Below are 26,447 nucleotides of genomic sequence, written 5' to 3'. Positions count from 1 at the left end.
GCGAAGCTAGGCTAGGTGTGTGGGAGGCCTTTTTCATTAAATCTCATCCATCATACTTACGTTGAAAATAAAAAAGATTGTAGAAAAACATGAGTTTCTCTACAATCTGAGAGCGAATCATATCGCTCTTTTTTTTATGGCTATGTATTGGAGGATTAGCCTTTGTCAGCTAATTCTCTAATAGCACGACGGTCGAAAGTTAAACGATTGTTTTCGCTTGTTTTGATGACCACTTTTGATTCATCAATTGAGTCGATTTCACCGTGTAAACCACCGATTGTGACGATTTTATCGCCTTTTGATAAAGATTGCTGCATCTGACGCACAGCTTTTTGTTGCTTTTGCTGTGGACGGATTAACAAGAAGTAAAGCACAGCAAACATGACAACAATCATAATGATTGAACCCATACCACCATCCATTCTATCTCACCCCTTTCTATATGATTGTAAAGCCTTTCGTTTATGCGTTAAAAGTTTTTCGCATTCGGTTTGTTAAAGCCATAACGCTCAAAAAACTCTTCTTTAAAATCACCTAAACGATCCTCACGGATAGCTTCTCTCACTTGCTCCATTAATTTTAACAGAAAATGAAGATTATGATAAGTTGTTAATCGAATTCCGAACGTTTCATTTGTACGGATTAAATGTCTAATATAGGCGCGTGTGTAGTTTTTACATGTGTAGCAGTCACAGTTTTCATCGATTGGTCTGAAATCACGCTCATATTTTGCATTTTTCACAACAAGACGTCCTTCACTTGTCATCAAGGTGCCGTTTCTCGCAATTCTCGTCGGCAGTACGCAATCAAACATATCTACACCGCGAATGGCACCATCAATTAATGAATCTGGTGAGCCGACACCCATTAAGTACCTTGGCTTGTCTGCCGGTAAAAATGGCGTTGTGAACTCTAGCACACGGTTCATCACATCTTTTGGTTCACCAACGGATAAGCCTCCGATGGCGTATCCTGGGAAATCAAGTGAAACAAGATCTTTTGCACTTTGTTTACGAAGCTCTTCGTATTCTCCGCCTTGGACAATCCCAAACAGACCTTGATCCTCTGGACGCTGGTGCGCTGTTAAGCAGCGCTCTGCCCATCTGCTTGTCCGCTCCACAGAACGTTTCATGTAATCGTATTCTGCTGGGTATGGAGGGCATTCGTCAAATGCCATCATCATATCAGAGCCTAGCGCATTTTGGATTTCCATGGCTTTTTCAGGAGAAAGGAACAGCTTGTCTCCGTTTAAATGATTACGGAAGTGAACGCCTTCTTCTTCGATTTTTCTAAATTCACTCAATGAAAATACTTGGAAGCCGCCTGAATCAGTTAGAATGGCTCGATCCCAGTTCATAAATTTGTGCAGGCCGCCCGCCTCTTTGACAATGTCATGACCCGGACGGAGCCATAGATGGTACGTATTGCTTAGGATGATGCCTGCATCCATTGCTTTTAATTCTTCAGGCGCCATTGTTTTGACTGTAGCCAGTGTACCTACTGGCATAAATACAGGTGTTTCAAACGACCCGTGCGGTGTATGAACGCGGCCAAGACGTGCACCTGTTTGTTTGCATGATTTAATGAACTCATAACGTATCGGTAATTGCGACAAAAATGAGCCCTCCTGTCTTTGTTGGATGATGTTATTGAATCAGCATGGCATCGCCAAAGCTGAAGAATCGGTACTCCTCTTTTACTGCCTCATTGTACGCTTTCAGTACGTGCTCTCGTCCAGCTAATGCGCTGACAAGCATAATTAACGAGGATTTTGGCAGATGGAAATTCGTGATCATCCCATCAATTGCCTTGAATGTGTAGCCAGGGTAAATAAAGATCGACGTCCAGCCGCTTGACGCTTTGAATTCGCCATCATGTGCACTTGCAATGGTTTCAAGCGTTCGTGTTGATGTTGTGCCCACTGAAATAATCCGCCCGCCTTCTTTGCGCACGCGATTAAGCTCTTCAGCCGTTTCTTCATTCATTTCGTAAAACTCTGCGTGCATTTCATGTTCTTCAATGCGCTCCGCACTGACCGGACGAAAAGTGCCAAGCCCTACGTGCAAGGTAATAAAAGCAATATGCACACCTTTCGCTTTCAGCGCATCCAGCAGTTCGGTTGTAAAGTGCAGACCGGCAGTAGGAGCCGCAGCGGAACCAACTTCTTTCGAATACACGGTTTGATATCGCTCACGATCATCAAGCTGCTCTTTAATATATGGAGGCAGCGGCATTTCTCCAAGGGATTCAAGCACTTCATAAAAAATGCCTGTATACTGAAACTCGACTTTTCTTCCGCCATGTTCCAGCTCCTCTGTACATACCGCTTGAAGCCGTCCATCACCAAATGTGATAACCGTTCCTTTTTTCACACGTTTGGCTGGTTTTACGAGTGTTTCCCATTTGTCTCCTTCTTCTTGTTTCAATAGAAGAAGTTCAACTTTTGCACCTGTACCCTCTTTCATGCCAAACAGACGTGCAGGCAGAACGCGCGTATTGTTTAAAACGAGACAATCACCCTTTTGAAAATAATCCGTGATTTGTGAGAATGTATCATGCGTGATCGCACCCGTTTGTTTATTTAAGACCATCAGTCTTGATGCATCTCGTTTTTCAAGTGGAACTTGAGCAATCAATCTTTCTGGTAAATCAAAATCAAATAGTTCTAGCTTCATTTCCTTCACCTATTCTGTAATTAACTAGTTAACGTTATTTCATCCGTCCAAAGATATTGAGTAAAATGGTTAGTACGATGCTAATGACAATGCACGTAATAACGGGAAAAAAGAACGTCACATTTCCTTTTTTCACAAAAATATCACCTGGAAGCTTACCAACCAATTGAAACACTAAGCCTGCGGCAAAAAGGACACCACCTAAAATCATCAATATTTTAGGGAATTCAGTCACGAATCGGAACCTCCATCTGAAAATGTTCATACGCTTCTCTTGTGACGACCCGGCCTCTTGGTGTTCTTTGCAGGAAACCAATTTGCAGTAAATACGGTTCGTACACATCTTCAATCGTATGTGATTCTTCTCCAATTGTCGCTGAGATCGTATCAAGTCCAACAGGACCGCCTCTAAATTTTTCAATCATACTTAAAAGCAGCTTGTGGTCTATATGATCCAGTCCCAGCCTGTCGACTTGGAGACGCTCAAGGGCATCTTCTGCAATGTCCTGTGTGATGGCATGATTCCCCAGCACCTGCGCAAAATCTCTTACTCTTCTGAGTAAACGATTGGCGACCCTCGGCGTCCCCCGAGAACGTCTCGCTATCTCTTCTGCTGAGCGAATGTCGATCCCAATCTCGAACAGCTCGGCTGTTCTTGCCACAATGTGAGCCAAATCTCTTTGCTCATAGTATTCCAATCTTGCATGTACCCCAAACCTATCACGAAGCGGCGCTGTTAAAAGCCCAACACGGGTCGTAGCACCTACAAGTGTAAATGGCGGTAAATCAAGCCGTACAGAGCGCGCTGTATCTCCTTTTCCAATGACGATATCTAGACAAAAATCCTCCATCGCCGGATAGAGCACTTCCTCAATTGAGCGCTGCAAGCGATGAATTTCATCAATAAACAAAACATCACCAGGTTCAAGAGATGTTAAGATAGCCGCCAAATCGCCAGGACGCTCAATTGCTGGTCCAGACGTTGTACGCAGCTGAACATTCATTTCATTGGCAATGATCGACGCAAGCGTTGTCTTCCCTAGTCCAGGCGGTCCATATAAAAGGACATGATCCAGCGTTTCCTGCCTCATCCGGGCAGCTTCAATAAACACGCTGAGATTATCCTTTACTTTTTGCTGACCAATATATTGGCTAAGCGTCTGCGGCCGCAAACTTTGCTCAATGGCTGATTCATGGTTGTCTGCTTCAGTTGAGACGAGCCGTTCATCCATGAGACATCACCCTATTTCAACATTTTTTGTAAAGCTTTTTTCACATATTGATCGGTTGTGAGATTTTTCTCTTCTTTTAATAAAGGCAGAACCTTTTTGATTTCACGATCACCGTATCCAAGGACACTTAAGGCTTCAAGCGCTTCATCTAATGCGGTTTGCTGCGTTTCGATCTGAATATGATCCTCGTGATTAAATAAGTTGCCAATCATTTCTGGCACCACATCTGCAAGCTTTCCTTTTAGATCTAGAATGATCTGACGAGCTGTTTTTTTGCCAACGCCAGGGAATTTAATAAGGAATGCTTCATCCTCACGTTCTATCGCTGAAATGACAGCGCCAGGATCACCGGATGCAAGGATCGCAAGTGCACCCTTTGGTCCAATCCCTGTGACATTTAACAGTTTTGTGAACAACGCTTTTTCTTCTCGTGTTTGAAATCCATATAACGAAAACGCGTCTTCCTTTATGTAATGATACGTATAAATCGTTTCTTGTTTATTTACTTGATAGATAAACGGGTTTGGGGTATAGACTTGATATCCCACTCCGCCGTTTTCAATGACAACATATTGCGGGCACACATAATCAATGGTCCCTTTCACAAACTCTATCACCGTTTTCACCTCTTTGACTGTTCTTCATTGTAACATAAATCGAAGAGAAAACCGCAATAAAAGTTAACATACGTTCGCTCAGTATATTTTTACGGCGCAACCATGAAAAACAGCTTGCGGTCTTCACACCAGCAAGCTGTCACACACTTTAAAATGATATTTCATTTCGGTAAGGTTTCATGACTTCAAGCACATGCTCAAATTCATCCTTTGTTCGAAAAGGAATGCCTTGCTCAAGCTGCTCCTCCACATGGCTTTCTAAACGGGACGTATCAATTTGAAAGAAGAGATGAATAGGCTCCGCCCAGCCGCCTGGCCTTCCATGAAACGTAGAAATGACACCGTCCTCTGATAATCCGATATATCCATTTGCTTTACTTAATGGAGAGATATCATCAATTTGTTTTCTAAAAAGGGCAAAACCCTCTTGTTGTTCTACCAGCGTCCAGCCTTTATACTGCGTCCAAAATGTGTCTTTGTCTTCTAATGATGCCCGGTGTCTTTCAATACTCACATCGCCGTCTAGATAGACTTTTTCAAGCTGCACGGTGATGGTGTTTGACTGCTTTTGCAAGTGTTCTTTTCCTTCCATATCCGCAGCGAAAAAAAGAACACTTGTCATGATAAGTCCTGTAACGAAACGTTTCATCTTCACTTTCACTATTTACACCTCTTTAGAACATAAGATCGATGCATGACATATGTAGTTTGACCCATTTTTCTAAACATTAACCAAACCGATTACACTGACTCGATTTAAGAGTCTTTCGTTGTATCCTTCATTCGTAAATGTTATGTTTTATACAATCCATTGCTTTATCGAATGAAACAGTTTTTTCATCATTCGTTTTTCAGCCGCATAAACTGAAACCAAAGAAGGTGAAGTCAATGTCAGATATCAAAAGATTAGCCGAATCGATTCAGTATCATGAAGAAAAACGTTTTAATAAGCTCGCCTTAAAACCGGCAGAGCTTGAGCTGTGCGGCAAAGGAAGAAGTGCCTATGTATTTTCATATAAAAAAGCTGGCAAGAAAATGGCGCTAAAAGTCTTTTTCCCTTCTTATCAACACATTGCCCGCAAAGAGGCAGCAATTTACGAAAAACTTTCCGGTTCGTCATACTACCCTGAGATTTATGAGTCTGGGGATCAGTATATTTTAATGGAATATATTAAAGGCTACACATTCTATGAATGCCTGACAAAGGGTATTCCGATCAAGAAACAAATGATTGAACAAGTAGATGAAGCGCTAGAAGAAGCACGTGAGAAAGGGTTAAACCCTTCAGATATCCATCTGCGCAACCTGCTCTTAACAAAGGAAGGCCTCGTTAAGGTGATTGACGTTGCCCGCTTCACCCAAACGAAAACATGCCATCAATGGGATGATTTAAAAGCCGCTTACGCCTATTACCAAAAACCTTTTTTCCCTAAAAAAGCGCCGCGTCTTTGGCTTGAAGTGATTGCCTATTTGTATAAAAAGAACTGGCTCTCCCGCGGCCAGCTAAACAACCGAAATGATTTCTCCGCATAACGAAAGCCGCTCTCCTTCCGAGCGGCTTTCAGCGTGTAGACAAACCCTCGCATTCGGCGTCAGTCCTGCGTGCCGGTGCTCACGAATGTCAAATTCGCTCCGCTCCGGTACTCGTTCTTCCTAGACTGCAAAGGTTTTCTATCACGCTGAAAAAAAGAAGAAAAAGGGCTAACATAAAGATCATTTTTAGCCCTTTGTCAACAATCTGAATCCGCTCTTTCCGAGCGGATTTTTTGTTTTATTCTGTTTCTACATGGATACTATTGACATTTAATAGATTAATGATTTCATTATTCAGCTTAAACCATTGATTGGATTCCTCAATTTTTTTATACACATCATAGGTAGCTGGACGTTTTAGCTCGAAATCAAGCACTTCCCCATTGTTCATATGAAATGTTACCTTAAATACTTTCATCATAAGATCACCTTCCACTCTTTCTTGTTCGCTAACTGGTAAGGTCAGCTCTTTTCATTCATTCTCTACTCAACTCGTTTCCCCTCCTTCTTTCCTTTCTAACACAAGAAGTTTAAATTTTGTTTAAATTCACACAACATCTCTATCTCTCTGATCTGCAAAGAAGTATATTGTTTAAAAAGGAGGCTGTCTTCATGAAAAAGAAAAAGAAACGAACATCTCCAGAGAGACAAACGGTCTTGTTTCATTTAACAGATGCCCTGATTCCGAGTATGGAAATCATGGCTATTGCAGTAAGAGCACTTTTCCATCTCGTGAGAAAAGCCTTTTCAGCCGTTTTATAAAACCCCGCACAAAAGGAGTGCGAGGTTCTTTTTTTAGGATTGATAGATTTGACTTCCTTGGCTGATAAACTCTTTTGCCTTCTTCTCCATCTCTTTTTTCACTTCTTCTGATTGATTGCGGATATCATGAGAAATTTTCATACTGCAAAACTTCGGTCCGCACATGGAGCAAAAGTGAGCGGTCTTTGCGCCTTCAGCAGGCAATGTTTCGTCATGGAACGCCAAAGCTCTTTCTGGATCAAGTGACAGGTGGAATTGATCCCGCCATCTAAATTCAAATCTGGCTTTCGATAATGCATCATCGCGCTTTTGAGCAGCAGGATGTCCTTTTGCTAGATCAGCTGCATGTGCGGCAATTTTATAAGCAATGACGCCTTCTCTCACATCTTCTTTGTTCGGCAGACCTAAATGCTCTTTTGGTGTCACATAGCAGAGCATGGCTGTTCCATACCAGCCGATCATGGCAGCGCCGATAGCGGATGTAATGTGATCATACCCAGGGGCAATATCTGTTGTAAGAGGTCCTAGCGTGTAAAATGGTGCCTCTTTGCAAATCTCCATCTGCTTATCGACATTTTCTTTGATTTTATCCATTGGGACATGTCCAGGTCCTTCAATCATCACCTGTACATCATGTTTCCAGGCGATCTCTGTCAATTCCCCTAGCGTTTTCAGCTCTGCAAACTGCGCCTCATCATTTGCATCAGCGATCGAACCTGGTCTGAGTCCATCTCCAAGAGAAAAAGCAATATCATAGGTTTTCATAATTTCACAAATATCTTCGAAATGGGTATAAAGAAAGTTTTCTTGATGATGAGCGAGACACCACCTTGCCATAATAGCTCCGCCTCTTGACACAATTCCCGTTACCCGATCGACTGTAAGCGGAATATACCTTAATAGCACGCCCGCATGAATCGTGAAGTAGTCTACACCTTGCTCTGCTTGTTCAATTAATGTGTCTCTGTACACGTCCCACGTCAAATCTTCTGCCACTCCATTCACTTTTTCAAGTGCCTGATAAATGGGAACGGTTCCTACTGGGACTGGGCAATTCCGAATAATCCATTCTCTCGTTGTATGAATGTCCTTCCCAGTGGACAGGTCCATCATTGTGTCTGCCCCCCACCTGATCGCCCACGTCATCTTCTCTACCTCTTCATCGATGGATGACGTCACAGCTGAATTGCCAATATTCGCATTGATTTTGACGTGAAAATGCTTTCCAATAATCATCGGCTCACTTTCAGGATGGTTAATATTCGCTGGGATGACTGCTCTTCCGCTAGCTACTTCCTCTCTAACAAACTCAGGGCTCAGCTGTTCTCTCAAAGCGATAAATTCCATTTCAGGTGTGATGATGCCTTTTTTTGCATAATGCATTTGTGTCACACTGGCGCCATTTTTCGCGCGGAGCGGCACATGATGAAAATCAGTATGGACAGGATGAAAGGACTCTTTCCCCTTTGAACGATACCCGTTATCTTCTGGTTTCACATGACGCCCTTCATAGCTTTCTGTATCTCCTCTTTCTTTAATCCACGCCGCTCTAAGACGCTTTAAACCCTTTGTAACATCAATATGGGCGTTTTCATCTGTGTACGGTCCACTTGTATCGTACACACGGATCGGGTCATTTTGAATGTCGCCCGCCTGTGTCACAGTATTTGAGAGCCTAATCTCCCTTTTTGGCACCAAGATGTCAGGTCTTGAGCCCTGCTCATACACCTTTCGACTTCCGTCAAAGCTTGATAGTAAAGATTGGGTTGATGGGACATTTTTCTTTTCTTTCATCTGCTGTTCTCTCCTTCTCTTTTTGTCATCGGACAGGATGGAATCAGCACCAGCAAAAAACCAGGCTCTATGTTGAGAACCTGGTTTCGTCGTCAGAAAAAACATGAATGTCATTCATATGACACATGTATCATCTTCAACTTCCCCACGCTGGTACGAGCCAGATCAGGTCCAAAGGGTTAAGAAGCTTAAGCTTCTCTCTCAGCCCACTTTAGCGGGCACCCCTAGTCACTTTTATTGATTTCCACATCAGTTTATCATAGAGACGATATGAAAAGAAGAAGATTCAGGAAAATAGTTCCTTTCCCCTACAAGCTGCACCGATGAGCATGATATGCAAACTTCTATACAACAGCTTCCCCTTTATTTCGATCAAATCAGAAATAATCATTGATCCTTTTTTCCTGCTATGTATTAATCTAAACGGAGAATCTTTATACAAACCACTTGTTCAAAGGAAATTCTAGTCGATTACAAACATTTCTAACATTTATCAGTGATGAATCGGACGATGATGAAGTGGACATCCATTATTGCTGGTATTTTATTACTTTGATTTGGCTGTTATTTCTTTTACGAATTTTATATAGGCATCAAGATGTATTTTTAAGACAAGGCTAGAATTCGTAATGAACTCTAGCCTTGTTTATTCAACTATCGGGTCATGCCTGTTTGGCCTGTTTCAAATTGCGTTTTTCTCATCTCTCTGAAGCGTGTGAATGTTCCTTCATCTTTGATGACTTGGACAGCTCTTCCATCTGCATAACGAGTCGCTGCTTCTTCTACTTGTGATACGCCCTCTTCCGTCAGGCGTCCATCTGATTTAATCGCAATATACACATTTTCATCAGTGACCATAACTTGTGAGTCTGCTACGTGATTCATTTTATTCACGCGGTTCGCAATTTTTCGTGAACGCTGTATGTTCTCTTGTTTATCGTAGCCAGAGAACGACATTTGGTTATGATAATTCATATCTCCATGACTGTAGCGTCCATCTCCGCCAGTAAGCGGCATTCTCACTTGATCCTCCGTAGGACGTGAACGATAATCAACATTCGTTGTATTTTCGTTCATCCCTTCCATAAGCTCAGAAACTGGGCCTAGGTTATCTTGGTTGTTGTCTGCCGCCCGTTGATTCGAATGATAACCGACCGGCTGGCCTGATTGATTATGACGAGTATCTACACCCGCATTGTCATTTGTACCACATGCAGTTAAACCAATAGGAAGAAGCACTAATGCGATTGTTTTTTGCCATTGTTGTCTCAAACGAAAAACCCCCTGTACAAATTCAAGCTCATGAGCGCGAAACTGGCTCTGTTTTAGCATGTACAGTTCAGGGGAAAATCAAGCTGTCAGTTATAAACAAAAAAAGGAACGATTGAGATCGTCCCTTCTGTCATTAATCTTCTTCGTCTTCTTCTGGTCTTGCGAAAACCGATTGATTTGGATATTGCTGCATGTAAGGCTGAGCTGGATAAGATCCCATTTGACCATAAGGAACAGGATTTGGATAATGTCCAGGCCATGGCTGATGATGATGCTTCATGCCATCATCACATCCGCAGTCTTCCTTGCCATATGCTTCATTTGAAGCGTTTGGATAAAAGCCTTGATTAACGTTCGCATTTGCGCCTGTATTTGGATGCATGTGGTGGTGCCAGTGATGTCCATCGTTTGCATGATGCTCATGATTTTCCCCGTAGTAAGCTGGTGCTTGATAGGCTGGATAATACGGCTGAGCTGGGTAAGGATACGGCATCATATGATGGTGATAATACGGCTGGACCGGATAACAAAGACCTGATCCCGGTAAAATAGGTGAAGCCGGCACCATTTGCTGCGGATATGGATACATCGCAGGCATGTAATGACCATGACCATAATAAGGATCATATGATTCATGATGATGCTGGTGATGCTGGTGATGCTGGTGATGATCTTTATTTTCTGCCATTCCTCCTACTGCTGCCCCTCCAACATTCGGCATTTGTGGGAAGTTAGGAAGGTTTGGGTAATTGCTATGCTCCATATCTTTTCCCTCCTCTTTTTGATGCGGAATATGAATAAATGGATCATATCCCTTTGCCACTTCATCTTTGTGATGATCCTTATTTTCATGATGAAAATGGTCCTTGTGATCTTTATATTCCTTATTTTCATGATGAAAATGATCCTTGTGATCTTTATGGTCCTTCTTCTCATGAACATGATCTTTCTTTTCATAAAAGTGATCTTTTTTCTCATGATGTTCTTTTTGGGAAGGAGACGTGAATGGCTGGTAGAGATTGGTCTGATAATAGTTCACATCAACTTGCGGAAAAACTGGCTGCTCGATCTTTGGCACTGGCGGTACATAAGGTACCGGTTCATTTGGCTTTTCCTTCGGTTTCGTATCTTGCACTTGCACGACATCCTTTGGCTTTTCTTTCACATACGGATGTTCTTTCTGCTTTGGCATTTCTTTCACTTTTTGGTGATCTGTTTTCACAGGAACACCACTAGATGGAATCTTGATCTTCATACCCGGCATGATCAAATCTGGATTACTGAGCTGTGAATTTAGTTTTTTCAATTCTTGAAAGTCGACTCCGTATTTCTTTGAAATTTTCCAAAGGGAGTCTCCTTTTTGCACAATATGAATTTTCAACGTTTTCCCCTCCTATTGCAAAACGTGAACGTAGCGGTTATGTCAGAAGTACAATATGTTTCAACATAAATTTATGCCTATTTACAAGCCGATATGATAAAAACTTGTTTTCTGATAGGAGGGGCTGATGCTTTATTTAATGGTGAGCATTTTATTTAATGCAAGCAAAGCCTCTTTTGTTATCTCTTCATTAACCTGAATCAAACCAACTGGCTCACCCTTCTCAATACTTTCAAGTGACCATAACAAATGAGGCAGATCAATACGGTTCATGGTCAAACATGGACACATATCTGGGTTAAGGGATTCAATTTGTTTATCCGGGTGCTGGTCTATGATGCGTTTGACTAAATTCATTTCTGTTCCGATCGCCCACTTGCTTCCTGCTGGCGCCTGCTTGATCGTATCAATAATAAATTTCGTTGAACCAGCTAGATCAGAAGCTCTTACCACCTCATGCGTGCACTCTGGATGGACAAGGATTTGAATGTCACGATCTCTTTTTCTCGTTTCTTCAATATTCTGAACGGTAAACTTCTCATGTACGGAGCAATGCCCTTTCCATAAAATCATTTTGATGCGATGGAGCGGCTGATCGGTGATGAGCTTTTCTTCTACTTGATCCCAGACAGCCATTTCTTCTAGTGGGATACCTAAATCAAAGGCTGTATTACGCCCTAAATGCTGATCAGGGAGAAACAGAATCCGCTCTTTTTGTGTTAGCCCCCACTCCAGTACTTTCTTAGCGTTTGAAGATGTGACGGTCGCCCCGCCATGCTTGCCGACAAATGCTTTAATATCAGCTGTTGAGTTGACATAAGTAAGCGGGAGTATCGTATCTCCAAATAGATCAGTGAGCTGTTCCCATGCTCTGTCCGTTTGTTTCATGTTCGCCATATCTGCCATTGAACAGCCTGCCCTCATATCTGGCAACAAGACGTGCTGATTTTTTTTTGACAGCATATCTGCCGTTTCTGCCATGAAGTGAACACCGCAGAACACAATGTATTCTGCCTCTTGATTGTCAGCAGCTATTTGCGCTAGCTGCAATGAATCACCTGTTGCATCTGCAAATTGAATGACCTCATCTTTTTGATAATGATGGCCTGGTATAAATAGCTTTGATCCAAAAGCTCGTTTAATGTCTAACACACGCTGCTTCATCTCTTCATAAGAGCGGTGTTTATATTCATCTGGCATCATGGCCGAATGTTGATTCGCTAGTACATCAAGCATGGACATGAGTCGTTCCCCCTTTATGGCTGAATTCCATATTCATACTAAAATCAAATGATGGAGCAGAATGTGTCAGAAAACCAAGTGAAATGAGGTCTACACCTGTCCCCCGGTAGCTTGGTAATGTCTCTAATGTGATGCCTCCTGATGCTTCTGTCAGGATCGTCTCTGGTGTCATTTGTTTAAAACGCTTTACTTCGTCGGGGGAGCAGTTGTCAAACATGATGACATCTGCTTTTGCATCTATGGCTTCCATGAGCTGTGCTTCTGATTCAATTTCCACTTCAATTTTCACCATATGACCGGCGTATGCTCTTGCTTTTTCTACAGCTTCACGGATAGAACCACATGCGGCAATATGATTATCTTTTATCATCACACCATCCGATAAGCCGAAACGATGATTCTTTCCACCTCCTACTTTCACTGCGTATTTCTCTAACATACGCAAGCCGGGTGTCGTTTTTCTCGTATCACAGATCGTAATAGACGGATCAGCTAATCGCTGCACCGCTTCATGTGTTAAGGTGGCGATTCCTGTCATGCGCTGTAATATATTAAGAATGACCCGTTCTCCTTTTAGCAAGTCGTTGACTGGGCCTCTTATTTGAGCCAGTACAGCACCTGAATGAATCCAATCACCCTCCTGGAAAAACAGTTCAGTTTGAATCTGTTCACTCAGCAGGCCATACCCCATTTCAATGACTGGTGATCCTGCCAATACACCCGATTGTTTTGCAATGATATAAGCTGTACCTTTCTTGTCTTCAAAGATGGCATCAGCTGATACATCTCCAAAGCCAATATCTTCTTTTAAAAAATGAGTGAGCATTTGTTTTAACTGTAAACGTTCCATTTGGCACCGATCCTTTCATTTTTCATGATGTGAATGTGGCCTTTTTCATGTACAATCTGTTTCCCTCGCCACAAGGCATCATTCCGCTTTGGATAATCCATTCGATAATGGCTGCCCCTGCTTTCTGTACGGAGTAATGCAGACTTAACAAGGCAAGTCGCTAATGCCCATTGATTGCTTAATTCAATCTGTTTATTTGTGATATCCTTCACATTAATTTGCTGAAAAGAGACTTGTTCTAATTCATCGAGTAAGGTCTGCAAGCCTTTTTCATCTCTAACAATCGCGGCATATGCTGTCATCCATTTTCTAAGCTGAGCCTCTGACATAGTCGGGACAGACCATACTTCTTGTATTGAAAGAGATGGGATTATTTCTTCCTGTTTTGACAATTGCTCAATACGCCGAGCCGCTTTGCTTCCTAAAACGAGACCTTCCAGAAGAGAATTACTTGCCAGTCGATTGGCGCCATGTAACCCTGTACAAGCCGCTTCACCAATGGCAAAAAGCGATTGAACGGTCGTTTCTCCATATTCATTGACCTTGATTCCGCCCATTAAAAAATGCATACCAGGGGAAACTGGCAGCCGGCCGCTTGCCATATCGACTCCCGCCCGCTGACACATCGCATCAATCGCTGGAAAACGAATAGAAAAATGCGGAATATCATGGATGTTGAGATACAGATGATGACCTAATTGCTGCTCATGAAAAATAGCTCTAGCGACCACATCTCTAGGAGCTAAATCTGTCTGTGGATGAATCCCTTTCATGATCCGCCTGCCTGTTTCATCTTCTAAATAAGCTCCCTCCCCTCGCACTGCCTCTGAAACAAGACCGACTGCTTTTCCAGCGATCGTCAAAAGGGTCGGATGAAATTGAACAAATTCGAGATCCGCTAATTGTGCTCCGGCTCGGTAGGCCATCATCAGCCCGTCTCCTGTTACAGAAGAATCATTTGTGTTTGTCTCATATAGAGATCCGCAGCCACCAGTGGATAAAACCACTGCATCTGCGGTCATGGTATGTACGTGTCCTTTCTCATCTTTCCACACAACACCGACACATTTCCCTTCATGAACTAATAGATCAATGACATGATGATATTCGTATAAATGAATATGTGAGCCAAGCTGACTTTTCAGAAACTGCACGAGGGTTTTACCTGTTTGATCTCCTCCTCCATGCAAAATGCGATTACGGGTGTGTGCCCCCTCTTTACCTAACTGCGGCATTCCCGCTTCATTCCGATCAAATGGACAGCCTTCTGCTTCAAGCTGCTTCACAAGGCGTTTTCCAAGACACACGATCTCCTGTACGGTCTGGTCATCATTATGATCACAGCCAGCAGCTAGCGTGTCTTGCACATGCAGATCAACTGAATCATGTGCTGAAAAGGCAGCAGCGATTCCTCCTTGTGCAAGCATGGAATTACTAGAGGAAAATTGTTTTTTTGTCATCATGATGACTTGGCAGTTTTCTGATATGGTTTTCGCAAAGGAAAGCGCTGCAATGCCTGATCCCACCACAATGACTTTTTTAATTGATGACACAATCGCCCCTCCTGTCGTTTACACCTGTCTTGACACATATCATTACACAACACTACAATAAATACAAGAAAAAATTTTCACACAGGAGATGGATGGTTTGGTCTATTTAGATTATGCAGCTTCTACACCCGTTTCTGAAGAAGCTCTACATGTATTCCAACAGCTGAGCAAAGATTGCTACGGGAATGCAAGCAGCCTTCATGATGCAGGGGGAAGAGCAAATGACATATTGACTTACAGCAGACAATCACTCGCTACGATGCTTAAGGGCGAACCAGACGGCATCTACTTTACAAGTGGCGGAACTGAATCCAATATCCTTGCGATTCAATCGATCACGAACGGGCTGCCCGCACATAAACAGCACGTCATTACCACATCAGTAGAACACCCTTCCGTTCACCACGCGGTTAACGCCTTGCAACGCCTCGGCGTGAAGGTCACGATCATAGAACCGAATGAAGAAGGGATCATCACAAAGGAGATCCTCAAACAAGCTTTATTGCCTGAAACAGGTCTAGTGTCCATCCAGCATGCAAACTCAGAAACAGGGATTATCCAGCCATTGGCTCAATTAGCGCCTCTTTTAAAAGAAAGACAAATTCTTTTTCATACAGATGCTGTGCAAACATTCGGAAAGATTCATGTGTCCATCAAGGAACTTGGAGTCGATGCCATGTCCATCTCCAGTCATAAAGTGTATGCACCTAAGGGCGCTGGCGCTGTCTATATGGGTGCGCATGTCCCTTGGAAGCCTTTATATGCAGATGCAGTGCAGGAAAACGGCTTACGTCCAGGAACTGTGAACGTTCCGTGCATCGGTGCTTTTACTGCGGCGAGTGAACAAATGATGCTTAAGCTCGATGAGCAGCATAAACGAGATGAGCAGCTTCGTGATTATTTTCTTCAGCAGATAAAAAAACGTCAGCTGCCTGTCCGTACGCTTCAGGACAATAACAATTACCGCATGCTGCCTCATATTATTGGTTGTTTTTTTGAAGGGTTTGAAGGACAATATGTAATGTTAGCATGTAACCGGCATGGGATTTGTATATCAACTGGAAGCGCATGTGCTTCTGGTTACCATCACCCTTCCCCTGCTGTGAAGGCATTGCATGTATCAGATCGTGATGCCCTTCAATTCATTCGAATATCATTTGGACGACGGTCATCAACAGATGACATCGATCAGCTTTTGCATACATTTGAGAACTTGCAAAAGGAGAAGAAAGGAGCATAAGACGTGGAGCAAGAGAGGAAGCTCATTGGCGAAGAAAGAAGAAAGGCCATATTACAGTGGCTGAAAGAATCAGAGACACCGCTTACGGGAAGCTTTTTAGCTAAAAAGGCCGCTGTATCACGACAAGTCATTGTACAAGATATATCATTATTAAAAGCAAAAAACGAACCCATTATCGCCACAAGCCAAGGCTATGTGTATATGGCGCCGCTTCATGCGCCAGAAACTGAAATTGAACAAATCATCGCCTGCAAGCATGATCCTCTTCGTACAGAAGAAGAGCTGACATTGATTGTAGATTTTGGTGTGACGGTGAAAGACGTGATCATAGAGCACCCAGTCTATGGAGAACTGACTGCCTCCATTCGAGTGAGCACACGTAAACAAGCAGCTGACTTCGTTCATCACATTTCTAACACTGGCGCCTCCTACTTGTCAGAGCTTACAGACGGCGTACACTTACATACACTCACTTCCTACAGCCAAAAGCAGCTTGACCAAGCCATTCAAGCGCTAGATGACGCTGGATTTCTGATTAAAGACTAAAAAAATACAGCATGTAGACAAACCCTCGCATTCTGTGTCAGTCCTGCGTGCCGGTGCTCACGAATCTCAAATTCGCTCCGGTGCTCGTCCTTCCTAGACTGCAAAGGTTTTCTATCACGCTGAAAAGAAGACAAAGGGCTAAAATAAAGTTCATTTTAGCCCTTTGTCAACAATCTGAAATAATGTCCTGCACAGGACATTATTTTTCATTCGTTAATTCATATGTTTGGTAGCTGCCGAGCAGCTTGACCTCACAGCCAATGGCTTCTAATTCTTGAATCGCGCCAGGGACAAGGACATCATCCATTTCTTTTTCGATATCAATGATAAATAAATAATGTCCAAGACCTGTTTTGGTCGGGCGAGATTCAATTTTTGACAAGTTCAGATTTCGCCAGGAAAAAGCAGATAGCACGCGATGTAAAGCGCCTGATTGGTCATCCTTTGGCAGACTGACAACAATGGTCGTTTTTGGCTTTGAAGAAAAACCAGAATTCATCGGAAACGATGCCTTAGGGTCTTTATGTAAAATAACAAAGCGTGTGTGATTGTGCGGATAATCATGAATGTCTTTTTTCGCAATGGTTAATCCGTACGTTTTTGCAGCAATCTCATTGGCAATCGCACCAACAGCTTCATCTGGATGCTCACTGATGTATTTCGCTGCATAGCCTGTTGATTCCACTGGGCGATGCGGAATATGAGGGTAGTGCTTTTTCAAAAATTGATGACACTGGGCAATTGCATGCGGATGTGACTGAATCACATCTAATATTTCCCAGCTCTCCGCTCTCGATGGATGGACAAGCAAATGCTGCCGAATCGGTGCTGTCATTTCACCAACGATGGACAGTGCTTCTTCATGAATTAAATAATCAATCGTTAAGTTCACAGATCCTTCGAGTGCATTTTCAAGCGGAACGACCGCCAAATCGACTTCGCCCTTTGAAACAGCATCCATACATTGCGGGATCGTTGCATAGGCCCGCTGCACTGCATCTTTTGGAAAGCAAGAGCATACGGCCAAATGAGTAAATGTTGCCTCTGGTCCAAAATAACCTACAGTTAATTGCTTCATCTGCTATAATCTCTCCTTTTACGCTCCAGAACCTAGAATTTCAACTTTTTCGACAAATTCAAGTTTTCTTAATTGATTCATGACGGTATTGATATCATCTGCCATGCCAGCCGTACTGATCGATAGGGTGACATTCGCTCTTCCTTGCAGCGGAATGGTTTGGTGAATGGATAACACATTACAGCCAGAGTCAGCCACAATTTGCAGCAGCCTTGACAGAGCTCCAGACCGATCCTCAAGATGGAAAAACAATGTGATGATCTGCTCTTTGACCATCGTATAAAACGGAAAAACAGCATCTCGATATTTATAAAAAGCACTGCGGCTTAAATCCGCTTTTTGAACAGCATCGGCAACTGAATCCGCTTTTTTGCGATCAAGCAGCTTTTTGACTTCAAGCGTTTTTCGCATCGCATCTGGAAGTACATCCTCTCTCACTAAATAGAACGTTTCTTCTTTCACCTGTTTTCTCCCCTTTTAAAAACGGGAGAGCCCATGGACTGGACCCTCCTTGTGATCAATCAATAAATTCAAATTCAAACTCAAGCAGACGAATGATATCGCCATCTTTCGCACCGCGCTCACGTAAGGCATCATCGACACCCATTCCGCGCAGTTGTCTGGAGAATCGTTTAACGGATTCATCTCTTGAGAAATCTGTCATCTTAAACAGTCGCTCAAGTGCTTTACCAGTTAAGACAAACGTACCATCAGGATCTCTCGAGATCTCAAATGGTGCATCTCCCTCATCAAACTTGTACATCACACGGTTATCAGACAGCTCTTCTTCATTATAGAGTGGGAATTCTGGTGTCGTTTCAAGCTGATTGGCGATTTCAAATAAGAGCTCACGAAGCCCTTCTCGTGTGATCGCACTAATTGGGAACACTTTATAGTCATCTGTTAGTTTTTCTTTAAATGCGGCTAGATTGTCATCTGCATCTGGCATGTCCATTTTGTTGGCCACAATGATTTGCGGACGCTCTGTCAATCTCATATTGTATTGCTCAAGCTCTTCATTAATCGTCACGTAGTCTTCGTATGGGTCACGCCCTTCAAGTCCAGACATATCAATGACATGGACAATCACACGTGTACGCTCAATATGACGTAAAAATTGATGACCTAAGCCAACGCCTTCGTGTGCTCCTTCGATCAGTCCTGGCAGATCCGCCATGACAAAGCTTCGGCTATCGTCTGTTTCGACAACTCCTAGGTTCGGCACAAGCGTTGTAAAATGATAATCTGCAATTTTCGGTTTAGCCGAAGAGACAATCGAAAGCAGCGTCGACTTCCCGACACTTGGGAAACCAACGAGTCCAACATCCGCAAGCACTTTTAATTCTAAGATGACGTCACGTTCTTTACCTGGCTCACCGTTTTCAGAAAGCTGTGGTGCAGGGTTTGCCGGTGTTGCGAAACGTGAATTTCCACGTCCGCCTCGTCCGCCTTTTGCAATCACTGCGCGCTGCCCATGCTCTGTTAAGTCAGCTAGTACTTGTTCCGTCTCTGCATCTGAGACAACCGTGCCTGGTGGAACTTTGACGACCATTTCTTCAGCATTTCGTCCATGCTGGTTTTTACTCATCCCGTGCTCGCCGCGATCAGCCTTGAAATGGCGCTTATAACGAAAGTCCATCAACGTTCTGAGGCCTTCGTCCACTTCAAATACAACATCTGCACCGTTTCCGCCGTCGCCGCCTGCTGGGCCGCCTTTTGGCACATATTTTTCACGACGGAACGCCACCATACCGTTTCCGCCGTCACCGCCTTTAACATACACTTTAACCTGATCTACAAACATAACTTCCTCCGTTTCTCTGCATCACATATCTCGTTCTTGCCTCAAACAAAGCTCAATCATGGACTCATGAGACGTCACATGAAATTGCGTTATACTCATACATGGATAGTTTGCGTCATGAAACACATTTAACGCATCCAAACTTGTTAATTTTCCTTTGAAATCAAAATATAAGATCACATCATTCTCTTCATGATCTGTTTGGAACGTGACTGTTAAATGATTTTCAGCTTTTTGGCAAACTGATTGATCGAATATCGAAAACAACTCCCGTGTTACCGTTAGCAGCTGCGATTCATATGCTGATAAGTCTCGGGCTTCACCAAGCACTTCATATTCTAGGGTGATAAAATGCGACTCCCAATTAAATGTTAGAAAGTAATAGGCCAATTGGGGAATTTTTAAATTTGAGAGTTTTGATTCATGCTGTGCTTCAATGACCATTTCTTCTATAATTTCAAACACTCGGTCATATTTTTCTAATGTCAAGTTGCCTTTAATCAGCTGCAATTTATTCATCCAGTCATGTCTTGAACGACTGAGCAGATAGATCAATTCATTTGTTAATGCAACGTGAGTTAATTTTTCATTTTGTTTACTTGATATCTCTTCCATTATCGCACTCCCAATCGTTTAGTCTCTCTTTTAGGAGTCTTATCATCAATATGTCTCCCTGAATTATAACAGAGAAGACAGCATAGAAAAACACTAGTTATGTGAGGAAAGGTTGTTTTTTCTGATCGTATAGGAGAAAATGAGGCAAAGTCAGCAAACGTTCTTTGATATTTATGGAGTGCATCTTCTTTTATCATCTTCGGTACCACTTATAAAAAGCGCAAAAGCTCCCTGAATAGTGAAAAAAACTCCAGTCAATGACCGGAGTTTTTAGCAATTATTGTGCCGCAGGATATACGCTCACTTTTTTACGGTCACGACCGAAACGTTCGAATTTAACCGTTCCGTCGATTTTAGCGAAAAGAGTGTCGTCGCCTCCGCGTCCAACGTTTTCACCTGGATAGATTTTCGTTCCACGTTGACGATAAAGGATAGAACCACCAGTTACGAATTGACCATCAGCACGTTTAGCGCCTAAACGTTTAGACTCAGAGTCACGTCCGTTCTTTGTAGAACCTACCCCTTTTTTAGATGCGAAAAATTGAAGATCTAATCTAAGCATGAAGTTCACCTCCTATTTTTTGTTGATATTCTCACATAATCGTGATAATCTCGTTCGATTGTCTCTAAGGAAACGACCATGCCTTCTAAAAGCAGCTGGGCTTTTTCAAAGGATACTGGATCTGTATCAGCCGGTAATTCAAAAGTGAAATAGCCGCCTTCTTCTCCAATATCAAGCAGTGGATCGATTCCTGTCAGTGCAATAATTGAATTGACTGAACCGAAAACAACAGCAGATACACCTGCACAAACAAGATCCTGACCTTTTTCAGCAAACTCGGCATGTCCAGTCATCTGAAAAGACGTAATGCTTTCATCTGCCGCTGACCGGGTAATGGTTGCTTTGATCATATCACTCACACGCCTTAAGCGTTGATTTTTTCGATAACAACTTTAGTGTAAGGTTGACGATGACCTTGTTTTTTGTGGTTGTTTTTCTTCGGTTTGTACTTGAACACAGTAATTTTCTTACCGCGACCTTGTTTTTCAACTTTAGCCGTTACTGTTGCTCCAGCAACTGAAGGGTTACCCACTTTGACAGTGTCTCCGCCGACAAACAATACGTTTTCGAAAGTAACTGTTTCACCTGCTTCAGCAGCTAGTTTTTCAACATAAACAGTTTGACCTTCTTCAACTTTAACTTGTTTACCACCAGTTTCGATAATTGCGTACATCTCTGCACCTCCTAATAAACTCAGACTCGCCGAATACAGGGGGCCATAGGCACTTTACACCTGCTCCGCGCGGTTGTAGCACGGGTGCTACATATCCATAACATTAAAAAATATATCAAACTAGACGCAGAATGTCAATGTATTTTCACCATTAGTACGGTAAAAGAAGCTCTTCCATTGAAGAAGTGGTTCTTCGGTCTGAAAAATAAGCATGAAGCAGTTCATTTTCATCAAGCTGACTCATTTTCACGCCATCCCTTTCGATCATAATCGGGTGCTTACAGCCCTTTTGAAATCGAGCCAGCACTTCGTATACTTTTTCTTCAGCACTTGCTCTAAGCGGAATGAGTTTCTCTATCTTTTGCTCTTTTTTACCGTAATACCGTTCTAGTAAAAAGCGGACCGTGACGTAATGCCGCTGCCGGTGTTCCTTCACAAGTGAATAAGCTAAAAATGTGAGCAGCACCCAGCCATTGAATTGCAGCGGAGCAAAACAGAGTAACCCTGCTGTCAAAAGACTAAAAAAGACTAGTGAGCCTTTTATCGCGAGGGCATGTGCACGTTGGAAAGGGTAAAAAGCAGATAAGAGCAAAAAGAATAATTTTCCGCCATCAAGCGGCCAAATGGGCAAAAGGTTTACAAGAAAAATCGCCATATTATAAAAGGTAAACATCGTAAAGACGTCGTGCGAGATAAGAGAAGCTTCCATGAGAAGCCATGCTATGAGCTGGAGCGGCACATGCTGAAGCGGCCCGCATAAAATGACCGCCAGCTCTTCTTTTAGCGGGCGGTTCCCATGCTCTTCTACTTCTACCGCTCCGCCAAATGGCAGTAAAAAAATCCGCCGAATGCGCCAATGATAATAGCAAGCAGCCGCTGCATGTCCAAGCTCATGGACACAGACGATAATGAGCAGACAAAGCAGCGGCTTAATTTGACCTGAAAGAATCGCAAACGCCATCACAATCCAAAGAAGCGGGTGAATGTGAATTTTCGTCAGCATGACCAGCCATCTATTCAAAGGTCATCACCTGAATGGGGTCGATGAACTGTTCATTTTGCTTAATGGCAAAGTAATACGTGCCCTTCCCTTGATCATCAAGCGAGATTTGACCAACCTTTTCACCCTTATCGACAAAATCGTATAAAGCCACATCGGCTTCCTTTAATTGACCGTACCAGCTATAGCTGTTATCCGCATGCTGCACAACCACTGTAAGCCCTGTATCGCTTTTCTTTTTCACCTCTACAACATAGCCTTCTTTCATACTATCAATGGCATCTGCCGATGTTTCGATTTTGACGCCTGCACCATTTTGTGTAAATGATTCTTGCACTTTTCCAGAAGCAGGTACAGCCAGTTCTTTATTGGCTTGTACGTCTTTTCGGTCTTCCTTTTTCTCGGTTAAAAAGGCAAGCGGGTTCCCAACTGTTTTCTCAAACCAGAGGTTGGCAGCAGCAAATTGAAAATCTTGCTCAAAGGTTTGACTGATCATCGGCTTCAGCTGCTGAAACGGACCTGCCTGGCCTTTAAACGAAATGGCTGCAATCAACACGAGGGACGCAGATAGTAAACATTTAAGCACAAAGGTATTGGGGTTAAATAACGGATGCCGATACTTCGTCGGCTGGTGAGACGTCGACTCATAGGAAGATGATCCAGAATGCTTTTCTTCCTCTGTCAACATAACCCATGGCGGGATATCGTCACTTTTCTTGAAAGCCGCCTTCTTAGGGGCAGCAGCTGGCTGCTTTGTCTTACGGCGCTGCGCTATTTTTTTTCGATACTCGTCCACTCTTTTCATGAGATCACCCTTTACATACAAACAGTTTGTACATTTTATGTGGCGACCTCATGTGATATGCAACAAAAAGACCGATTCTTATCGATTTCAGCGTGTAGACAAACCCTCGCATTCGCCGGCAGGTCTCGGCTCCGGTGCTCGTCCTTCCTAGTTTTCTATCACGCTAAAAAAAGAAGACAAAGGGCTAAGCCCTTTGTCAACAATCTGAGACCGATTCTTATCGAATGGTCTCATCTCACGTGAATGGTTATGCTCTAACACCGAAAAATGCTTTGAGCTTAGCAAACATCCCTTTGTTTTCTTCTTCAAATGATTGCAGTGGAACAGATTCACCTAGTACGCGGCGAGCAATATTGCGATACGCAATTGATACTTTATTTTTAGCATCCATCACAATAGGTTCACCATTATTTGAAGCCTTAATCACATCATCATCATCTGCTACAATGCCAAGAAGATCAATCGATAAATGATGTACAACTTCATCCACATCCATTGAATCGCCATTTTTCGCCATGTGTGTGCGAATTCGGTTGACAATTAAACGAGGCGGTTCGATATCTTCTTGTTCTAATAAGCCGATGATTCGGTCCGCATCTCTTACAGCTGAGATCTCAGGCGTCGTGACGACAATTGCCTTGTCCGCACCTGATACAGCATTTTTAAAGCCTTGCTCAATTCCAGCAGGGCAATCAATGACAACATAATCAAAGTCTTGTTTCAATGATTGAATCAATTCTTTGATCTGCTCCGGCTCTACAGCAGTTTTATCGCTTGTTTGAGCAGCGGGTAAAAGATACAAAAGATCTTCGAAACGCTTATCTTTTACAAGCGCTTGGTGGATTTTGCATCTTCCTTCTACTACATCGACTAGATCATAAATAATGCGGTTTTCAAGCCCCATCACGACATCCAGATTTCGAAGACCAATGTCGGTATCAACTAGACACACTTTTTTCCCTTGAATTGCTAGTGCTGTGCCTAAGTTTGCAGATGTTGTTGTCTTGCCAACGCCGCCTTTTCCTGAGGTAATCACAATAGCCTCGCCCAATTTCACATTCCTCCCTCAAGCCTTGTCAGATTAGGTCTTATATGAGCCAATTGCTGCAGGCGTTCAATGATCATATTGCCATCTATATCTAAATAAGCACATTCCATTTCATTTCCATCTTCTTTTTGATCTGGTGCACGGTTAAAAACTTGTGCGATGCGCAGCTGTGTTGGAATCATATAAGATGCCGCAATAACAGCTTGTTTGTTCCCATTGCATCCAGCATGCGCCACGCCTTTTAATGCACCGAGCACAAAAATATTTCCCCCTGCACGAATGGTTCCGCCAGGATTAACATCTCCTATTAATAAGAGATCCCCTTCGACATACAGCACCTGTCCAGAGCGTACAATTTTCGCTACAGAGGTGATTTCAGCCTCTGCTTTTAATCGTCTCGCCTCTTCAGTTGACATGACGTCACTTTCAATGGAATGAATGATGAGATGTTCATTCTCAGACACCGCTTCAGTCAAACGCTCCTCCTGATCCTCTGTTAAATACCGAAAACCAAGTTTAATATGCACATTGACCTTATGTCCTTCTCTTCCATCTGTATATTGCTCAAGCAAAAGAACCTCCCGCAAGCCAGAAAGAAGGTCATCAAACGAACAGTCATCATTTAACTGTAATGTTAATCCGTTTTTTGTACCTTTTATTGTCACATATTGCTGTTTTTGAGTTTTCAAGATGCTCACCTCAACAACATACTCATTTCGCCGTAATTGGACAAACTCCTGCTTTTATTCGTCGATCAGTCCTTGTTTCACATTGATGAAAAAGAGCCTAAGCGGCACCACAAGGATGAGAGACGCAGCAGTATTTAAAAGAATCGTTGGAATAAAGCGTTCGATGACATACGTATTAAAAGGCATAATCCCTGGTTGAATCGTCGCTTGAACGCCGTACACATAAAACTCCATCACGGAAACAGCAATCATCGACAGAAAGACGACCACTAAAATATTCGTCTGAAGGACTTTGAAAGCTTTCGCTAACAAATAGCAAAGCGCCCCAAAGCCAAACATATGAACACCAAGTATGCCTGTATACGAAATATCATATAAAAGTCCAAAGATAAAGCCGTAAATCACACCATATTTTTGATTCACAAAAGCAGTCATAAATACAAGTGCGAGTAAGATGAAATGAGGTGCTAAAATTTGATTCTCTGAAACAAATGGGAGCTTCACTAAATCGACAAAAATGCTGTCAAATACGAAGATAAACAACATGACGAAAGCAAGAAGGACACGTTTCACGAGCCTTCCTCCTTCGTCAATTCAGATGCATCTGCCGTACTTGTGCTGCGATTCACAACAATCACGCGGTCTAAATTGTTGAGTTCAGCAGCTGGTTCTACATAAATGATTTTTGTCAGTCCGTAATGGTCAGGCTCGATTTCACTCACCTTACCAATCGTTAAGCCTTGCGGGAATACGCCCCCTGCTCCAGATGTTTCAACAAGATCTCCTTTTTTGACATCCCCATCAGCATCGGATTTTAGAATATTCATTGTCAGCATTTTTTTCTTGCTGTCATAACCGTTAATAATTCCATTGAGTTCTTCTTTGCCCTTTTTTGCAAAAATTTTCGTTGAAATTCTATTATTTTGGTCTGTAGAGCTTAGCAACCTTACAGTCGAAGTAAAATTGTTGAGCTTATCACTTTCGATTTTCCCGATTAACGCACCACTCTCATTTGTGACCGCCATATCTTTGTCAACGCCTTGTTTTTTCCCTTTATCAATCATCACAAAACTATCCCAGAGGGACGGGTTTCTCGCAATAACAGTTGATAGAATTGGCGTATAATCACGAATAGAGTTCACATATCCGAGCTGCTTGCGAAGCTTTTTGTTTTCATCTTCTAGTTCTTGAAGTTTCGCCTCATACTGGGTTTGTCCATCAAGTTTTTTTCGAAGACGCTCGTTTTCATCATATGTGTTCTTTAAATCTTGTACGTTCCCATACATACCGGCAATAAATTGTGATGGTTTATGAAAGACACCTTGAAAAAAGCCTGTCGTATCCCCCACTAATTTTTCCGGCCATGAAGCACCTCTGCCGCTTTTCACTGAAAAACCAATCATGGCCACCAGTACGATGACACAGACAAGGAGCAACATTAATCTTTTATTCATAAAAAACTGCGGCATGTCTTAC

General features: G+C 42.7%; 31 protein-coding genes, 1 riboswitch and 1 other annotated feature. Of the genes, 4 read left to right on the top strand and 27 right to left on the bottom strand.

Features of this window, described 5'->3' with window-relative positions; all coding sequences use genetic code 11:
* Positions 1–155 precede the first annotated feature (155 nt).
* The 7 genes from yajC to ACSLGF_RS17030 all read right to left on the bottom strand — a co-directional run bounded on the left by yajC (position 156) and on the right by ACSLGF_RS17030 (position 5,173).
* Positions 156–422, bottom strand: a complete 267-nt coding sequence (yajC, locus tag ACSLGF_RS17060; protein WP_008360993.1) for a preprotein translocase subunit YajC — start codon at positions 420–422, stop codon at positions 156–158.
* A gap of 47 nt (positions 423–469) precedes the next feature.
* Positions 470–1,615, bottom strand: coding sequence for a tRNA guanosine(34) transglycosylase Tgt (gene tgt, locus ACSLGF_RS17055; protein WP_456007368.1), 1,146 nt, complete (start codon positions 1,613–1,615; stop codon positions 470–472).
* A 31-nt stretch (positions 1,616–1,646) separates the two neighbouring features.
* The gene (gene queA / locus ACSLGF_RS17050) at positions 1,647–2,675 is read right to left on the bottom strand and encodes a tRNA preQ1(34) S-adenosylmethionine ribosyltransferase-isomerase QueA (RefSeq protein WP_456007366.1); all 1,029 of its coding nucleotides are present in this window, start codon (positions 2,673–2,675) and stop codon (positions 1,647–1,649) included.
* Positions 2,676–2,709: 34 nt separating this feature from the next.
* The gene (locus ACSLGF_RS17045) at positions 2,710–2,910 is read right to left on the bottom strand and encodes a DUF2905 domain-containing protein (RefSeq protein ID WP_012010741.1); all 201 of its coding nucleotides are present in this window, start codon (positions 2,908–2,910) and stop codon (positions 2,710–2,712) included.
* On the bottom strand, positions 2,903–3,907 hold the full coding sequence (gene ruvB / locus ACSLGF_RS17040) for a Holliday junction branch migration DNA helicase RuvB (protein ID WP_024423143.1): 1,005 nt from the start codon (positions 3,905–3,907) through the stop codon (positions 2,903–2,905). Before ruvB ends, ACSLGF_RS17045 begins: the two co-directional genes overlap by 8 nt.
* A gap of 11 nt (positions 3,908–3,918) precedes the next feature.
* A complete protein-coding gene (ruvA, locus tag ACSLGF_RS17035) occupies positions 3,919–4,524 on the bottom strand; it encodes a Holliday junction branch migration protein RuvA (protein ID WP_456007364.1) in 606 nt (201 codons plus the stop codon).
* A 148-nt stretch (positions 4,525–4,672) separates the two neighbouring features.
* Complete coding sequence (locus ACSLGF_RS17030; RefSeq protein ID WP_456007376.1) at positions 4,673–5,173, bottom strand: BofC C-terminal domain-containing protein; 501 nt, start codon at positions 5,171–5,173, stop codon at positions 4,673–4,675.
* 239 nt (positions 5,174–5,412) lie between these two features.
* Between ACSLGF_RS17030 and ACSLGF_RS17025 the strand changes: the two genes are divergently transcribed.
* Complete coding sequence (locus tag ACSLGF_RS17025; RefSeq protein ID WP_456007362.1) at positions 5,413–6,057, top strand: protein kinase family protein; 645 nt, start codon at positions 5,413–5,415, stop codon at positions 6,055–6,057.
* Between the two features lie 238 nt (positions 6,058–6,295).
* Here ACSLGF_RS17025 and ACSLGF_RS17020 read toward each other — a convergent pair whose 3' ends face one another.
* Entirely contained in the window at positions 6,296–6,478 is a 183-nt protein-coding gene (locus ACSLGF_RS17020; protein ID WP_078061691.1) for a hypothetical protein, read from the bottom strand.
* 191 nt (positions 6,479–6,669) lie between these two features.
* On the opposite strand from ACSLGF_RS17020, the gene ACSLGF_RS17015 reads away from it, so the two are divergent.
* Complete coding sequence (locus ACSLGF_RS17015) at positions 6,670–6,819, top strand: hypothetical protein (protein ID WP_456007360.1); 150 nt, start codon at positions 6,670–6,672, stop codon at positions 6,817–6,819.
* 33 nt (positions 6,820–6,852) lie between these two features.
* Here the strand turns inward: ACSLGF_RS17015 and thiC are convergent, their stop codons facing one another.
* The 6 genes from thiC to nadB all read right to left on the bottom strand — a co-directional run bounded on the left by thiC (position 6,853) and on the right by nadB (position 14,911).
* Positions 6,853–8,613, bottom strand: a complete 1,761-nt coding sequence (thiC, locus tag ACSLGF_RS17010; RefSeq protein ID WP_456007358.1) for a phosphomethylpyrimidine synthase ThiC — start codon at positions 8,611–8,613, stop codon at positions 6,853–6,855.
* A gap of 125 nt (positions 8,614–8,738) precedes the next feature.
* Positions 8,739–8,849, bottom strand: a riboswitch (TPP riboswitch).
* 418 nt (positions 8,850–9,267) lie between these two features.
* Entirely contained in the window at positions 9,268–9,885 is a 618-nt protein-coding gene (locus ACSLGF_RS17005; protein WP_456007356.1) for a YhcN/YlaJ family sporulation lipoprotein, read from the bottom strand.
* Positions 9,886–10,018: 133 nt separating this feature from the next.
* Positions 10,019–11,266 carry a SafA/ExsA family spore coat assembly protein gene (gene safA / locus ACSLGF_RS17000; RefSeq protein ID WP_456007354.1) on the bottom strand — a complete coding sequence of 416 codons (1,248 nt, stop codon included), beginning with the start codon at positions 11,264–11,266 and terminating at the stop codon, positions 10,019–10,021.
* Positions 11,267–11,398: 132 nt separating this feature from the next.
* Positions 11,399–12,508, bottom strand: coding sequence for a quinolinate synthase NadA (gene nadA, locus ACSLGF_RS16995; protein ID WP_456007352.1), 1,110 nt, complete (start codon positions 12,506–12,508; stop codon positions 11,399–11,401).
* The gene (nadC, locus tag ACSLGF_RS16990) at positions 12,495–13,358 is read right to left on the bottom strand and encodes a carboxylating nicotinate-nucleotide diphosphorylase (RefSeq protein ID WP_456007350.1); all 864 of its coding nucleotides are present in this window, start codon (positions 13,356–13,358) and stop codon (positions 12,495–12,497) included. The genes nadA and nadC overlap by 14 nt, the downstream gene beginning before the upstream one ends.
* Positions 13,340–14,911, bottom strand: coding sequence for an L-aspartate oxidase (gene nadB, locus ACSLGF_RS16985; RefSeq protein WP_456007348.1), 1,572 nt, complete (start codon positions 14,909–14,911; stop codon positions 13,340–13,342). Before nadB ends, nadC begins: the two co-directional genes overlap by 19 nt.
* A 97-nt stretch (positions 14,912–15,008) precedes the next feature.
* Here nadB and ACSLGF_RS16980 point away from each other — a divergent pair, with 97 nt between their 5' ends.
* Positions 15,009–16,151 (top strand): IscS subfamily cysteine desulfurase, encoded by a 1,143-nt coding sequence (locus ACSLGF_RS16980; protein ID WP_456007346.1) that lies wholly within the window; start codon positions 15,009–15,011, stop codon positions 16,149–16,151.
* 3 nt (positions 16,152–16,154) lie between these two features.
* On the top strand, positions 16,155–16,697 hold the full coding sequence (locus ACSLGF_RS16975; protein ID WP_456007344.1) for a 3H domain-containing protein: 543 nt from the start codon (positions 16,155–16,157) through the stop codon (positions 16,695–16,697).
* A 199-nt stretch (positions 16,698–16,896) separates the two neighbouring features.
* Here ACSLGF_RS16975 and pheA read toward each other — a convergent pair whose 3' ends face one another.
* The 13 genes from pheA to mreC form a co-directional block, all read right to left on the bottom strand.
* Positions 16,897–17,775, bottom strand: a complete 879-nt coding sequence (gene pheA, locus ACSLGF_RS16970) for a prephenate dehydratase (protein WP_456007342.1) — start codon at positions 17,773–17,775, stop codon at positions 16,897–16,899.
* Positions 17,776–17,793: 18 nt separating this feature from the next.
* The gene (locus ACSLGF_RS16965; protein WP_008342790.1) at positions 17,794–18,237 is read right to left on the bottom strand and encodes an ACT domain-containing protein; all 444 of its coding nucleotides are present in this window, start codon (positions 18,235–18,237) and stop codon (positions 17,794–17,796) included.
* A gap of 55 nt (positions 18,238–18,292) precedes the next feature.
* Entirely contained in the window at positions 18,293–19,579 is a 1,287-nt protein-coding gene (gene obgE / locus ACSLGF_RS16960; RefSeq protein WP_456007340.1) for a GTPase ObgE, read from the bottom strand.
* A 21-nt stretch (positions 19,580–19,600) separates the two neighbouring features.
* Complete coding sequence (locus ACSLGF_RS16955; protein WP_456007338.1) at positions 19,601–20,194, bottom strand: Spo0B C-terminal domain-containing protein; 594 nt, start codon at positions 20,192–20,194, stop codon at positions 19,601–19,603.
* Between the two features lie 277 nt (positions 20,195–20,471).
* Positions 20,472–20,756 (bottom strand): 50S ribosomal protein L27, encoded by a 285-nt coding sequence (gene rpmA, locus ACSLGF_RS16950; protein WP_003216586.1) that lies wholly within the window; start codon positions 20,754–20,756, stop codon positions 20,472–20,474.
* Positions 20,757–20,761: 5 nt separating this feature from the next.
* Positions 20,762–21,106 (bottom strand): ribosomal-processing cysteine protease Prp, encoded by a 345-nt coding sequence (locus ACSLGF_RS16945; protein WP_456007336.1) that lies wholly within the window; start codon positions 21,104–21,106, stop codon positions 20,762–20,764.
* Between the two features lie 14 nt (positions 21,107–21,120).
* Positions 21,121–21,429 (bottom strand): 50S ribosomal protein L21, encoded by a 309-nt coding sequence (rplU, locus tag ACSLGF_RS16940; RefSeq protein WP_003216781.1) that lies wholly within the window; start codon positions 21,427–21,429, stop codon positions 21,121–21,123.
* Positions 21,430–21,441: 12 nt separating this feature from the next.
* Positions 21,442–21,514, bottom strand: a sequence feature (ribosomal protein L21 leader region).
* 66 nt (positions 21,515–21,580) lie between these two features.
* A complete protein-coding gene (locus ACSLGF_RS16935) occupies positions 21,581–22,450 on the bottom strand; it encodes a M50 family metallopeptidase (RefSeq protein WP_456007334.1) in 870 nt (289 codons plus the stop codon).
* A complete protein-coding gene (locus ACSLGF_RS16930) occupies positions 22,443–23,234 on the bottom strand; it encodes a peptidoglycan DD-metalloendopeptidase family protein (RefSeq protein WP_456007332.1) in 792 nt (263 codons plus the stop codon). The genes ACSLGF_RS16935 and ACSLGF_RS16930 overlap by 8 nt, the downstream gene beginning before the upstream one ends.
* 247 nt (positions 23,235–23,481) lie before the next feature.
* Entirely contained in the window at positions 23,482–24,285 is an 804-nt protein-coding gene (gene minD / locus ACSLGF_RS16925; protein ID WP_017358134.1) for a septum site-determining protein MinD, read from the bottom strand.
* 2 nt (positions 24,286–24,287) lie between these two features.
* Positions 24,288–24,971: a septum site-determining protein MinC gene (gene minC, locus ACSLGF_RS16920; protein ID WP_456007330.1), complete on the bottom strand. Its 684-nt coding sequence runs from the start codon at positions 24,969–24,971 to the stop codon at positions 24,288–24,290.
* Positions 24,972–25,025: 54 nt separating this feature from the next.
* Entirely contained in the window at positions 25,026–25,544 is a 519-nt protein-coding gene (gene mreD / locus ACSLGF_RS16915; RefSeq protein WP_256498851.1) for a rod shape-determining protein MreD, read from the bottom strand.
* Complete coding sequence (mreC, locus tag ACSLGF_RS16910; protein WP_099727790.1) at positions 25,541–26,440, bottom strand: rod shape-determining protein MreC; 900 nt, start codon at positions 26,438–26,440, stop codon at positions 25,541–25,543. The genes mreD and mreC overlap by 4 nt, the downstream gene beginning before the upstream one ends.
* Between the last annotated feature and the right edge of the window lie 7 nt (positions 26,441–26,447).

The organism is Bacillus sp. A015, assembly GCF_053851875.1.
This window is presented reverse-complemented; position numbering and strand designations above follow the sequence as displayed.